The 13,562-nt window shown below is 59.1% G+C and carries 14 protein-coding genes and 1 tRNA gene; 3 read left to right on the top strand and 12 right to left on the bottom strand.

Going from position 1 to position 13,562, the window contains the following annotated elements; genetic code table 11:
• Nucleotides 1–13 precede the first annotated feature (13 nt).
• The 7 genes from grxC to M7F93_RS05425 all read right to left on the bottom strand — a co-directional run bounded on the left by grxC (nt 14) and on the right by M7F93_RS05425 (nt 7,254).
• Nucleotides 14–301 (bottom strand): glutaredoxin 3, encoded by a 288-nt coding sequence (gene grxC, locus M7F93_RS05395; protein WP_298170235.1) that lies wholly within the window; start codon nt 299–301, stop codon nt 14–16.
• Between the two features lie 2 nt (nt 302–303).
• On the bottom strand, nt 304–729 hold the full coding sequence (locus M7F93_RS05400) for a rhodanese-like domain-containing protein (RefSeq protein WP_298170237.1): 426 nt from the start codon (nt 727–729) through the stop codon (nt 304–306).
• 3 nt (nt 730–732) lie between these two features.
• A complete protein-coding gene (locus tag M7F93_RS05405; protein ID WP_298170240.1) occupies nt 733–954 on the bottom strand; it encodes a YgaP family membrane protein in 222 nt (73 codons plus the stop codon).
• Between the two features lie 6 nt (nt 955–960).
• Complete coding sequence (locus tag M7F93_RS05410) at nt 961–4,236, bottom strand: efflux RND transporter permease subunit (RefSeq protein WP_298170243.1); 3,276 nt, start codon at nt 4,234–4,236, stop codon at nt 961–963.
• Nucleotides 4,229–5,311, bottom strand: a complete 1,083-nt coding sequence (locus M7F93_RS05415; RefSeq protein WP_298170247.1) for an efflux RND transporter periplasmic adaptor subunit — start codon at nt 5,309–5,311, stop codon at nt 4,229–4,231. The genes M7F93_RS05410 and M7F93_RS05415 overlap by 8 nt, the downstream gene beginning before the upstream one ends.
• A complete protein-coding gene (locus M7F93_RS05420) occupies nt 5,308–6,729 on the bottom strand; it encodes a TolC family protein (RefSeq protein ID WP_298170250.1) in 1,422 nt (473 codons plus the stop codon). Before M7F93_RS05420 ends, M7F93_RS05415 begins: the two co-directional genes overlap by 4 nt.
• Nucleotides 6,730–6,951: 222 nt before the next feature.
• Nucleotides 6,952–7,254 (bottom strand): ArsR/SmtB family transcription factor, encoded by a 303-nt coding sequence (locus M7F93_RS05425; protein ID WP_298170253.1) that lies wholly within the window; start codon nt 7,252–7,254, stop codon nt 6,952–6,954.
• Between the two features lie 116 nt (nt 7,255–7,370).
• Between M7F93_RS05425 and M7F93_RS05430 the strand changes: the two genes are divergently transcribed.
• Nucleotides 7,371–7,444, top strand: a tRNA-Gly gene (locus M7F93_RS05430).
• Nucleotides 7,445–7,587: 143 nt separating this feature from the next.
• Here the strand turns inward: M7F93_RS05430 and ubiD are convergent.
• From ubiD to M7F93_RS05455, 5 genes are all read right to left on the bottom strand, one after another.
• Nucleotides 7,588–9,060, bottom strand: a complete 1,473-nt coding sequence (ubiD, locus tag M7F93_RS05435) for a 4-hydroxy-3-polyprenylbenzoate decarboxylase (protein ID WP_298170256.1) — start codon at nt 9,058–9,060, stop codon at nt 7,588–7,590.
• 24 nt (nt 9,061–9,084) lie between these two features.
• Complete coding sequence (locus tag M7F93_RS05440) at nt 9,085–9,957, bottom strand: phosphate/phosphite/phosphonate ABC transporter substrate-binding protein (RefSeq protein ID WP_298170259.1); 873 nt, start codon at nt 9,955–9,957, stop codon at nt 9,085–9,087.
• A gap of 12 nt (nt 9,958–9,969) precedes the next feature.
• Nucleotides 9,970–10,362 (bottom strand): SCP2 sterol-binding domain-containing protein, encoded by a 393-nt coding sequence (locus M7F93_RS05445; RefSeq protein ID WP_366144700.1) that lies wholly within the window; start codon nt 10,360–10,362, stop codon nt 9,970–9,972.
• Nucleotides 10,363–10,471: 109 nt separating this feature from the next.
• On the bottom strand, nt 10,472–11,218 hold the full coding sequence (locus M7F93_RS05450; protein WP_298170265.1) for a tRNA threonylcarbamoyladenosine dehydratase: 747 nt from the start codon (nt 11,216–11,218) through the stop codon (nt 10,472–10,474).
• On the bottom strand, nt 11,218–11,988 hold the full coding sequence (locus M7F93_RS05455; RefSeq protein WP_298170268.1) for a TatD family hydrolase: 771 nt from the start codon (nt 11,986–11,988) through the stop codon (nt 11,218–11,220). Before M7F93_RS05455 ends, M7F93_RS05450 begins: the two co-directional genes overlap by 1 nt.
• Nucleotides 11,989–12,162: 174 nt before the next feature.
• On the opposite strand from M7F93_RS05455, the gene M7F93_RS05460 reads away from it, so the two are divergent.
• On the top strand, nt 12,163–13,392 hold the full coding sequence (locus tag M7F93_RS05460) for an FAD-dependent monooxygenase (protein ID WP_298170271.1): 1,230 nt from the start codon (nt 12,163–12,165) through the stop codon (nt 13,390–13,392).
• The coding region (locus tag M7F93_RS05465) for an FAD-dependent oxidoreductase (protein ID WP_298170274.1) at nt 13,382–13,562 on the top strand (181 nt) is incomplete at its 3' end. The genes M7F93_RS05460 and M7F93_RS05465, both read left to right, overlap by 11 nt.

The raw sequence follows: 13,562 nt of genomic DNA on the forward strand, positions 1-13,562 counted from the left end.
CTGCATTGAACCGTTATTCTCCACGCTCCCGGCCCGCTTCCTGCAACAGGGGATCCAAGGCCCCGCGACGGTCCAGGGCGGCGATGTCATCATACCCGCCCACATGCTGGCCGTTGATAAATATTTGCGGGACGGACCGCCGCCCGTGGGCGAGATTCTGCATGGTCTGGCGTTGCGCAGCGTCCCGGTCCACCCGAATAATCTCGGGAGCGATGCCCTTATTGCGTAACAGGGCTTCGGCCCGGCGGCAATAGGGGCAGACGCCAGTCACGTACATCCGCACCGCCGCCCCCCCCTTCATGATCACTTCTCTACCGGCAGCCCGGCACTCCGCCAGGCGTTGATTCCACCTTTCAGGCTGTAAATCTTATCAAAACCGGCTTTTTTCAGGCTGGCCGCGGCACGCGCCGAACGCATGCCACTCGCGCACTGGCAAATGACATGATGCCCGCGATGCTTCTCCAGTTCCTGCATATACTTGGGCAAATCACCCAGCGGAATGTGCCGGGCACCAGGCAGATGCCCCTGGGACCACTCGCCCTGCTCGCGCACATCAATGATGACGGCATCTTCGTGGTTGATCAACTGCACCGCGGCGACCGGATCCACCTCATGGATACCCGCTACCCCGCGCGTCAACGGTCCCTTGAAAATCATGGCAATCAAAGCGCCCGCACCCAGCAACAACGGCCATTGGGACTCTATAAAAAAAAGGATTTTATGTTCCATGCCTTAGCGTCCGCAGGCCCCGGAACCCGGCACCCCGAACTTCAGCAGGATGCGGTCCAGCGGGCAAAAGCAGGTGAAACCGCTTTGCAGCAGGTTAAAGCCCACGAAAAGGGTGAAGGCCAAAAACCATTCACTCACAAACACCGGGCTGGCCGGAGCACCCAACACCACACTGGCCAGCACAAAAAAACCGGCAATCACGCGCACCCAACGTTCAGTATTCATCTGCAGTCAAACTCCTTGTGTCTGTGTTACGAAGCGCCGCTCCCAAAGGAAATAGAGCAATGGAATCACGATCAATGTCAGCAGTGTGGAGGCGAAAGTGCCAAAAATCAAGGAAACGGCCAGCCCACCAAAAACCGGATCGGTCACCATGATGGCAGAGCCAAACATGATGGCCAGCGCGGTCAGCAAAATGGGGCGGAAGCGCACCGCGCCAGCCTGCAATACCGCCTCTTCCAGCGGATAGCCTTGGCGCCGGTAATCGACAATGAAGTCTATCAGCAACAAGGAGTTGCGCACCACGACACCCGCCAGCGCGATAACCCCGATCATGGAAGTGGCGTTAAACGGTGTATTCAACAGCCAGTGTCCGGGGAAAACCCCGATCAACGTCATGGGAATGGCGCCCATGACGATCACCGGCATCATGAAAGACTGGTAGTAAGCCACCAGCATGAGGTAGATAAATACCAGAGCAATAATAAAAGCGGCGCCGAGATCTCGGAATACATTGAGGGTCAGGCGCATGTCACCGCCCCAGAGAATCTGGTAATGGGTAATATCATCGGGCTGCGCTGGCGAAAAGCCCAGATTGGCCGTGCTGAGCGGCACACCGTCGATGGTCTTGCCATCCAGCCGGTGATTCAGGGACAACACCGCATAGACTGGGCTGGAACCTATGAGATCTCCGGTCACATACACCACCGGATGCTGATCACGATCATAAATCGGCTTGGCCAGCGTCGTCCGTTCAATCTGCACGATGCTCGCCAGAGGTACCTGCCGCCCACTCCGGCTCTGCACCTGTAAGTCGAGTATCTGCTGACGCCAGGCACGATCCGCCGGGGGCACACGGAGCATGATATCCACCGGCTCGCGGGCATTTTTCACATGCAGGGCACCCAGCCTGGTGCCCGCCACATAATCATGCACCAGCGCGGCCACCCGCGCTGGTGCGACGCCGGCGAGCATCGCCTTCTGCCGATCCACATGCAGCAGATACTCAGGCACGGCAGCCGTCACCGAGTCATCCACATTGATCATGTCGTAGTCTTTGCGGAAATCCTGCTCGATCGCACCCGCCACCCGGCGCAACCGGTCATAGTTCGGTCCATAGAGTTCGGCCACCACCTGAGCCCGTACCGGCGGCCCCGGCGGCACCTCGAACATCTTGATAACGCTATCCGGGAAACGTTCCCGGACCGATCGCAACGCCTTATAGACTTCCACGGAAACGGTGTGGGACATGGGCCGCTCATCCCGCGGCACCAGGTTGACCTGAATCTGCGCGTAATTGCTGCCTTCACGCATCAGGTCACCACGCACCAGACCCGCGAAATCCACGGGCGCCGAACGCCCCAGATAGGTCTGGAAGTTTTCGATATAGCGATTCCGGCTGAGCACGTTGCCCACCGCTTCGGTAATCCGTCCGGTTTCATCCAGGGCCGTCCCTGCCGGGGTATCCACCTGAATCATGAAATCACTGACATTGCCTTCTGGAAGCATCTTCAGATTGACGCCAAGCGCACTGAGCGGCCCATTCATGCCCTGGGGCCGGATGAACTGCCACATCGGCATCAGCATCGCCAGCAGGAGCAGCACCATAACCACGATGAAAAAGAGATTGCGGCGCCCCGGGAATTTCAGCAGCGGCTTGAACACCCGGATGTATCCCCGCTGCAGGGCGTCCGGTCGCGCCTCATGCACGCAGTCCTCACTGTCAGCCCGTCTGGCCGCTTTGCCGCCCAGAAAACGGTAAGCCCCCCACGGCACCACCGTATAGGCGAGCAGCACCGATGCAATCATCGCAATAGGCACAAAAATGGGGATGGGCAACATGAAGGGTCCCATCATCCCCGTCACGAAAGCCATGGGCACAAAGGCGAGGATGACCGCCAACGTCGCAATATTCGTCGGATTGCCAATCTCATTGGTGGCGTTGATGATGCAGCGGGCAAAGCCGTCCTTACCGCAACCATGCAGGTGGCGATGGATATTTTCGATAACGACAATACCCCCGTCCACCAGCAGCCCCAGTGAGAGGATCAGGGCAAAAAGGGTAATCCGGTTGATCGTCTGCCCGAGCAGCCAGCCCGTGCCCAGCACGACGCCCAGAGTCAGCGGTACTGTCAGAATCACGATGCCCGCTTCTCGCCATCCAAGGAAAATCATCAGGATGATGGCGACCACTCCGACGGCGATGCCGAGATGCTCGAAGAGGGTGCTGACGGCGTCATCGGCGCGCGCGCCATAATCACGGGTGATGGAAACATGTACCCCCTGCGGCAATGCCTCCCGCTCCAGACGCCCCAGCTTTGCCTTGATCGCATCCGCCACAGTCACCGCATTGGTCCCCGGACGCTTGGCGAGGGTGATGGTGACTGCCGGCATGGTGGTACCCGCAGGTACGCCGATCCGGTTGGCACGCCCGGCAGTATCACTGGTCACGATGTTGTTTTCCGCAGCGCCCTCTGCGACCCGGGCCACAGCCTTCAGCAATATCGGTTGTCCGTCATGACTGCCGATAATGAGGTCGCCGACCCCCCGTGCCGAACCCACCGCCCCATTGATGCGCAGCGGAATCTCTTGGTTGTTATGCACCAGATTGCCGCCGGGGAGAATGACATTGCCCCCCTTCAGTGCCTGCTGAATGTTTTGCAGGCTGAGGCCGACACTGGAGAGCTTGGCCGGATTCAACCAGACATTGATCGCCAGAGGGCTACCGCCGATTACCTCGGCGTTCGCCACGTCCGGCACACTCTGCAACTGGTCCATGAACCGCACGCCGACCTGACGCAACGCCAAAGGCGTCAACTGACTGGAGCTCAGGGTCACCGACATAATCGGAACGTCATTGATGCCTATGGATTTCACCAGCGGCTGCGCCGTACCGGGGGGCATTTTGTCCATATTCCGGCTGAGCTGGTTGTAGACTTCGAGCAGGCTCTTCTCTTCGTTGGCGCCGACCTTGAACTCGACGGTGACCACACCCATGTCATTGATGGCATACCCAAAGGTGTGGTGCACGCCAGGCAGGGACGCCATCAAGGCTTCCAACGGGCGTATCACCAGATGATGGATCTCTTCGCTGTCGGAGCCGGGCCGCATGATGAAAATTTCGGCAGCGGGTACCACGATTTCAGGATTATACAGGCGCGGCGTGACGAGCATGGCCAAGGCCCCGAACAGGGCGATGGCCACCATGATCAGGACCGTGATCTTGGATCGGTAAAATGACCGGGCAAGTCGCCCCGCCAGATTGTGCCGCTGCCCTGATTCAGCCATGAACGGCTCCGGTTGGCGCAATATGGTCACCATTATTCACGGCGGTGAGATTACCCGCGACTACTGTTTCACCCGCACTCAGACCGGAAAGAATTTCCACGCCCTCCGGCGTACGTTGCCCCGGCCGCACCATGCGATAGTGCGCGATGCCTTGCGCATCCACGACGAAAACACCCGGAATACCGGCACGATCCAGCAAGGCAGCCGCTGGCACCATCAGCGCCCGTCGCTGCGTGACCGGCACTTCCACGCTCACGTAATCACCGGCTTGCAGCGCGCTGGCTGCAGGCAGGCTGAGTTTGACCATGTGGCCATGGGTCATCGCGTCCGCGGCTCCGACCAGATCCAGAACCGTTGCGGGAACATTGTTCCCCTCGGCGCTGACCACGACCTTCTGACCGATTTGGAGACTGCGGTACAGGGTCCCGCTGACACTGCACTGAACCTCCAGTCGGGAGATGTCGGCCAAGGCCAGGATGGGCTGACCAGGCGAGGCGAGATCCCCGTTCTGCATGAATTTGCGCGTGATAATGCCGGAGAATGGCGCCGTTACCCGGGCATAACGCAGTTGCGACTGCGCCGTGCTGATGCCCCCCTGGGCGGCAGCAACACGGGCCTGCGCCATGGCGTAGGCCGATTTCACCTGATCCCACTGCTTCTCGGGAATGGCCTGCTGGGTGTATAGGACCTTGAATCGATCATAATTGGAGCGGGCGTCCGTGAGCGCGGATTCGGCTTCAGCCAAACCAGCCCGGGCCTGCTGCACCTGTCCCAGCACAGCCGTCGGGTCGATCTCAAAAAGCAGTTGTCCCGTCTTTACGGCCTGTCCGTCACGCACGCGCATGGCGCGGATATAGCCACTCAGGCGAGAACCAAGCTGTATCTGCTGACGGGCAGTGACCGTGCCCGGAACACGGGCAAAGGCGGCCACGCTCCGGCTCTCCGTCTGCATGACCGGCGCCGGAACTTGACGCTGTACTTGCCGCGCATCAGGGGGTGATTTGCTGCAGGCGGCAAGGCCTGTCGCAGAGCATGCCAGAGCGGCGATGAGCACGGTCCGCTTCCATGTGTTCATTGGGGGGCTCCTTCTGCGGCGGGCCTATTGCGCACACCGACGATTTCTTGAGGGTTCAGTTTGCCGATGGCCAGCAACAGGGCGCCGCGGTCTACCGCTTCCGCATAATGGGCGGCGACCAGCTCGGCACGTGCCTGATCCAGTTCCGCCTGTCCGTGCAGCAAACCGGTCACGGTTTCTATACCATTTTCGTAACGCAAACGTACCAGACGCTGCGCCTCCTCCATCTGCCGGACCGCGAGCACGCGCATTTTGACGCGCAGCGCGGCCTCCCGTGCGCTCCGCCACTCCTGCGCCACCCGCAAACGCAATTTATCCTGCGCCTCCTGCAATGCGGCCATGGCCTGCTCGCACTCCGCCCGGGCGCGGTCCATCCCGCCACCGCGTGCGAAGTCCAGCACATTCCAGGTCACTTCTCCGCCGATGGTATAAGACGGTGCCGCGTTGCCCGGAGTGCTGCCATTCCATTCCTGATTGGCCATGGCGTTGACGTGAGGCAGATAAGCGGCACGGGCGACGCGAATACCATCCTGGGCCGCCCTGACCTGGTGACGGAGGGCAACGATACCGGCGTTCAGGGTCAGCGCGTCACCCTGCAGACTGGCGAGTGGCGCCGCCGGCAGTGTGGGCTGGACGGGGCCATCCACGGTCAGGGTCTGTCCTTCCGGCCAGCCCACGAGCATGGCGAGATTGTCCAGGGCATTGGCCTGGGCGTTCCGGGCACTTTCGACGGCCAGTTCAGCTTTTTCCAAATGTACTTCCGCAGACAGCAGATCGCTTTTTACCAGCACCCCATGCGCCAGCAGGGAGCGACTAGTCTTGACGTAAGCGGCGGCCGCCCGTTGGGCTTTATCCGCCACCTCAATGCCGGCGTTGGCGGCAATGACACTGTCATAGGCCTGCAAAATGGCGAAAGTCAGCTTCTGGCGCGCCATGACGTCGCCACTCTGGGCCGCCTCCAGCATGGCCCGCGCCTGACTCAGACGTCCCCAGATGGCTCCGCCATTCCAGATCGGAATCTCCAGTTGCAACCTGGTGCCGAAATTGTGGTAACTACCCGGTTGATCCAACCCTGTCGGTGCCACACCCAGCGCACCAGGATTAAATTGGCCCGCGCCAAAATCATTGAAGGTCGCCTGCCGCTGCGACAGCTTCATACCGAAAACGGTCAAGGCGTTGTTCGACTGGCTGGCAGAAAAAGAGGCCGCGAGCTTGGGGAGCAGGTGACCACGCGCTTCGGAGACAGCGCCCTTGGTTTCTGCCTGCCGGGCATGCGCCAGGAGCATCTGCGGATTTTGCTTGAGAGCGAGATCAAGGCACTGATCGAAATCCAGGGCGATGGCTGGCAACGGGGCACCGGCGCTCATCAGCAGCGCGATTAAAGCAGAGCACGTTTTTTTGTGAGGACGAAAGGGCATGTTTTTCCTCGCCGTCGCCAGGCGACGCACATTCAAGAAACCGGACGACCTTGCAAAGCCTTCATAAGCATCGCACGCCTATCGAATCAGCCCCCGCCAGGCCACGGCAAGGCCGCCAGAAAATAAGTATATTATTATATATAACAGATGGGCATTCAAGCCTGTTGTGCCGGAATGCCCCAAGAATCCTGCCGCGAATCGCCGGAAGCTAGGCTTCGGCACTTACCGGACGTGGCAAAAGACATCGCTCATCATGGCAATCAAACGCAGGGTACGATGATCACCCACACGGTAATAGACCTTGTTGGCGTCTTTACGAGCGCGGAGAATGTCTTTTTCACGCAAAATAGCGAGGTGCTGAGAGATGTTGCTCTGGGTGGTGCCAACAGCGGCTACGATATCCTGCACGCTCATTTCTTCTGAGCCCAATACGCACAACACTTTGAGACGCAACGGGTGCGCCATGGCTTTCAGGGAGCGGGAGGCCTGTTCAATATCCTCTTCCCGGGTTGGTAACTGATCCATAATCAATGCCTCTTGGTCTATTAAGTATCTTATTGACTTTGTTTATAATTACCGGAAATCGCAGTGTCTGCGGTCACCTTGCCTTTTTAGGTACATCCGCATAGAATTCACCACATGCGGGTGTAGTTCAATGGTAGAACCTGAGCTTCCCAAGCTCATGGCGTGGGTTCGATTCCCATCACCCGCTCCACTTAAAAACAAGGGCTTAGGCTAACGCTTAGGCCCTTTTCCCTGTCCAGCGTGCCGCTGAATTACCCACTTGCTCATCATCAGTGATTGAGAATAACCCTATATGGGTATTTTAGGAACCCCGCACCCCCCACAGTGCATATTTCAGAACAGCGGCCGCTCCAGCGTTACCAAAAGATCATCTACCCGTTTGTGCAGCGCCTCAGGCATATGAATGGGACGACCCCATTCTCTGGCCGTCTCTCCAGGCAATTTGTTGGTGGCATCCATGCCCAGTTTACCGCCCAGCCCGGCAACCGGCGAGGCAAAGTCGAGATAATCTATGGGCGTATTTTCGATGAGGGTAATATCACGCACCGGGTCCATCCGGGTCGTCATCGCCCAGATCACGTCCTCCCAGCGGCGCACATTGATGTCTTCATCCACCACGATGATGAACTTGGTGTACATAAACTGCCGCAAAAACCCCCAGATGCCGAACATGATTCTTTTGGCGTGACCGGGATAACCTTTACGAATACTGACGACGGCCAGGCGGTAAGAACAACCCTCCGGCGGCAGATAAAAATCGACAATTTCCGGGAACTGTTTTTGCAATAAGGGCACGAAAACTTCATTGAGCGCGGCGCCGAGTATGGCGGGCTCATCGGGCGGACGGCCGGTGTAAGTGCTGTGGTATATGGGATTTTCACGGTGACTGATGGTCTCTACGGTGAACACCGGAAAGCGCTCAGTCTCGTTGTAGTAGCCGGTGTGATCCCCGAAAGGCCCTTCCACCGCCATGTCATCGGGATAAATATGTCCTTCCAGCACCATCTCCGCACGCGCGGGCACCTGTAGCGGGACGCTCAACGCATTGGCGAGCTCGGTACGTCCGCCGCGCAGCAGGCCGGCGAACTGATGCTCGGAAATGGCGTCGGGAATGGGGATGACCGCGGCCAGGATGGTTGCCGGATCGGCGCCATAGGCCACGGCCACGGGGAATGCCTCGCCGGGGTGCACTTTCTGAAACTCGCGCAGGTCTTGAGCGCCGCCCCGGTGCGCCAGCCAGCGCATGATCACCCGGTTACGACCGATGACCTGTTGCCGGTAGATACCCATGTTGGCCCGCCGCTTGTGCGGCCCTTTGGTGATGGTCAAACCCCAGGTCATGAGCGGGGCCGCATCCTCGGGCCAGCAAGTCTGCACCGGCAGAGCAGCGAGGTCGACCGCCCCTCCGCGCTGGACCATTTCCTGACAGGGTGGACGGCTCAGGGTCGTCGGCGCCATGTAGAGGACTTTACGCAGCGTGGGTAATTTCTCCCAGAGGTCGCGCAAGCCGCGGGGCGGATCAGGCTCCTTGAGATAGGCCAGCAATTGACCGATCTGCCGGAGGTCGGCAAGCGATTCGCCCCCCATCCCCAGCGCCACCCGTTCCGTCGTTCCGAAGAGGTTGCCCAGCACAGGTATGTCATAGCCCACAGGCTGGGAGAACAAAATGGCAGGACCTGCGGCGCGCAGGGTACGATCGCAAATTTCCGTCATCTCCAACGTGGGCGAGACGGGCATGTTCAATCGGCGCAACAAATCGCGTTTTTCAAGGTCGGCCACGAAGGCCCGCAGATCACGGTAGCTCATGCGGGCATTGTAAGCACAGGCACGCTACTTTGTCCCGCTGTCCGGATCTTCGCGGGCGACCACGAAGGCACTGTCATCGATAGCCAGAGATGACGTCGCGCGCAGATCGATGGCCTCGTGGCCGCTGATGTATTCATCGGCAAGCATGGTCAGACAAGCCACCTCATCATCGGTCACCGGCGCAAAGCCGGAAAAACCGATGTCCTGCAACAACACCTGTCCGCGCGCTTCCTGATCCATCTGGCAGAGCACCTGAGTAAGCAGCGCCTGCTGCGGCAACAATCGCGGACCAATACAAAAGGCATGGAAAGCGAAAGCATCATCGGAACGATCAATAATGTGCAGTCGATCGCGGATCAGGCCACTCGCACCGGCATACACTTCGTCAAACAGAAAACCCACATCAGCCTGCCCCTGTAAGATGGCCTTGAGTACGCCCTGATAACTGCCGGTGAACACAAATTCCAGACGCGCCCGGTCAATATCTGCTTTATCCAGCAGAAACAGACCTACCATGTGAATCAGCGTGGCGGGATGGGCGGAAGCGACACGGATACGCGTCGGTAAATCCGCAACACTTTGTATCGGCACAGCCGCCGAAGTACATAAGTACACCTCATCAAAATGGTTACGAGGCTTGGCAATGGGCACAAAATCCAGTTTCTGAACGTACTGCACCCAGTCGAAGGGGTTTGCATAAACCAGGTCGTATTGATTGGCGAGAACCGCTGCACGACAGGCATCAAAACCATCATAGGGCTGAAAATGCATCACCCGTCCGAGGTGACGCTGCAGATAGGTATTCATCAAAAACCACCCCGGAAGGTTTTTTCCGGAATAATTGGGATCCACCGTAAAGTGCAGGGTGGACTCCCCCGCGAGGTTGGAGGTAGGCATATTTCATGGCCCTCAAATATCAAAATCCACTGGTATTTCACCGAGAATATTGAGGTGGATATTAAATGGCGTCATGTATTTCATGGCCGTCATCATAGATCCCTTGAACTTGAGCCGTCGCGTCATCAACGCCGATTTTCCGCTAATCTCCCCGGACAGAATTTTTTTCCAGTGGTCCATGTTCGTCCACATGATGAAGTCGCGGCGGCGCCCATCAGAAGGTCCGGCGTAGATAACTTTCCCCGCCTTGCAGAACAGCATGACATGAGGGATATCCGGGCGATCTTCAATGTAGTACTCCCAGGTGGCATTGAAGTTTTTCAGGTCTTTCTGGATTTCCGGGTGCGTGTCCCATTGTTTGCCCACCAGACGAATCCATTCCGTACTCATAAATTTTGCTGCCATGATCAGAGCCCTCGCCCTCAATACCGTGATTATCAAGCCCCACAAAAGCACCAACATTTTAATATATTGTTATATATCAACCACGTGGTGGCTTCCACTGTATCCCTATTTAGTCGCTATTGGGATTTCCGCCAGTCGCTAACAAATGCTGGAGAATAATGCCGGACAATAAGACCCCGAAGAGCGCGGGCATAAAGGAAATGGTGCCATTAACCGTTTTGGCCCTTCCGCCCAGAGCGGATACTTCTGCCGGAGGGGCGGGCGGACGCGGTGACTCATCGGAAAAGACGGTTTGCACGTCCAGGGACGCGCCATTCTTGCGCAGCAGGGCGCGTAACTCACGGGCCAGCGGACATTTTTCCGTCTGGTTGAGCCTGGCGACGCGCACCCGGCGGGGGTCAAGACGGTTGCCCGCCCCCATACTGGAAAAGACGGGCAAATCCAGGGTCTGCGCAGTCTGGATAAGAACCGCTTTGCAGGCGATGGCATCAATGCAATCCGCAACCACTTCAACACCACTGCCCGTCAGCAGGTCTTGGACATTATCAGCATTGATGAACTCCTGACGGGTTTCGAGTACGCAATCGGGATGAATATCGCGAATCCGTGCGGCCATCACCGCCACCTTGGGCTGATCCAGCGTGGAATGCAAGGCGACGAGTTGACGATTGAGGTTGGAAATACTGACCACATCGTGGTCAATGAGGGTGACATGCCCCACCCCGGCGCGGGCAAGGTTTTCTGCGACATAACCGCCGACCCCACCGACGCCGGCAATGAGCACATGGCGATCGCGCAGGGTCGCGACAGCAGGCGCACCCAGGAGAATCTCGGTGCGGGCAAAAGGATGAGACATTATGGCGCGTCCTGAAGATGAAATAAGGTAAGGGCGTTTTGCGCAGTGACCTGCGCGATTTCCTGAGCCGGAGTATGCCGCAACTGTGCCAGGCTGGCGATAATTTCGCTGAGATACGCCGGTTCATTGCGGGTGCCGGGATGCGCATGGGGTGTTTGCCATGGGGCGTCTGTCTCTACCAGCAGGGATTCCGCGGGAAGTATGGCCGCCGTCGCCCGCAGACGCTGGGCGCGCGGGTGGGTGAGCGCGCCACCCAGCCCCAGCAAAAACCCCATATCCATCAATCGCTGTGCCTGTACGAGACTGCCCGAGAAGCTGTGCAGCACGCCGCGCAAACCAGGGAAGCGGCGCAAGGTCAGGATTACCTCATCCAGGCTCTGCCGGGCATGGAGAATGACGGGCAATCCCAATTGCCGCGCCATGGCGAGCTGAGTCGCGAAACCGGCCCGCTGGTGGGCAGCGTCAGGCGCCCCATCACTCGCATCGAGCCCGATTTCCCCCAAGGCGACGGACTGCGTCAGGAGGGCGGCCAAAGTCGCTTCCCAAGCGCCATCCCGATCATTCAGATAGAGGGGATGTACGCCATAGGCCGGATAAAGTCCGGGGTGATGACGACAGGTTTCCTTGAGCCGGCCCCAATGCTTCGGGGTATAGGCAGGGACGATGATCTTGCAGACGCCTGCCGTCTCTGCACGGCGCAGAACCGCATCACGATCGTCGTCGAAGGCGGCATCATCCAGGTGACAATGGCTGTCTATCAGACCATGCACAGGCAACTTCGCGACATTTTCTGCGCCCGCAGTAAGAGGAGACATCCGCTGATTTTACGGTAACAAAAATCCGTGGTAAACGTGCATTCCGTGCCGGAGTAGCCGGTTCAGCACTTGCTGCAAAGGGCATCTTGGTCTTAAATGGCCGGATACGGAGACCGCGCTGGAGAAATTATGCGTACGATGACGGCAGATCTGGCCATTTTGGGTAATGGTCCGGTGGCGCGCAGTCTGGTGCTCGCGCTGGCGGACAGCCCACTGCGCGTGTTGCTGCTGGATACTTACCCCCTGGCGCAGGCACGACCGCGACTGACAGAGCGCACTGTCGCACTGGCCCTGGGTAGTCGGCGCCTGCTCAGCCGTCTGGGGGTAGCCATGCCGCTGACGGATGCCGCCGCTATCCAGACCGTGCAGATTAGCCAGCAAGGCATCAGCGGGCAGGTGCGCCTGGAACACGGCCTGCTAAACGCGCCGGAGCAAAGACTGGGGGAAGTCGCTGGCCTGGAGACCCTGAATGACGCCCTGGCCGTGCCGCTGGCGCATTGTCACACCCTTCAGCAGGAATCACCGGGGCCATTGCAGGCCCTGCAATGGTTTCCGGACCGGGTGCAACTGGACTGGCCTGATTTGCGGGTCGAGACGGCGCTGGCGGTGATTGCCGATGGCGGCCATGGCGAACTGGCACGGCTGGCAAGTCTGCGACGCATGGGCTGGGATCATAACCGCCATGCCATCATCGCCACAGTGACCCCACGGCAGCCCCTGCCCGGCATCGCCTTCGAGCATTTTCTGGAGAGCGGACCGCTGGCCTTCCTGCCTATCGGCAATAACCAGTTCTCCATTGTCTGGAGCCTGCGCCCCGGCGATGCCAGCCGTGTACTGGACCTTTCCGATGCAGAATTTGTGGAGGCCCTGAACCGTCAGAGGCCGCCACAACTGCCGCCACTCGCCAGGACCGGCCCGCGCAGTGTCTATCCCCTGTTTTTCCAGCGGCTCTGGGCCGAGCCCAATCAGCGTTTGGCCCTGGTGGGCAATGCCGCACAAACCCTGCATCCTTTGGCCGGTCAAGGTTATAACCTGGGATTGCGGGATGTGCTGACTCTGGGTGCCCTGCTACGGGAAGCGGCACAGCGCGGTGATGATCCCGGAAGTGAATCGCTACTCAGCGACTATGCCCGCATCCGTCGCCGTGACCGGTTGGAAACCATTGCCTTTACCGAGACGATGAACCGTCTGTTCGGCAGCCCGCGTCTGCCGCTGCGCCTGGCACGGGCTGCGGCTCTGGCGCTACTGGATCGGATGCCGCTAGGGAAGCGGGAACTGGCGGCGCGACTGGCTGGTATTCATCTTCCGGCGCAAAGCGCCATCCCGGATTTGGCTATGGGCGGAACCTATGTCGGATAGTGCCAGCTACGATCTCATCATTTCTGGCGCCGGCATGGTCGGTGCCAGCCTCGCCCTGGCCGCCCAACAGGCGGGGTTGCGCGTTGCCGTATTTGAAAAACGCAACGCCGCGGCATGCGCGGCGGTGGATCCCTGTGATCGCGCCAGCTTAATCGCCACCGGGTCCGGGC

The sequence above is a fragment of the Acidithiobacillus sp. genome (assembly GCF_027322205.1).
Lineage (GTDB): Bacteria > Pseudomonadota > Gammaproteobacteria > Acidithiobacillales > Acidithiobacillaceae > Acidithiobacillus.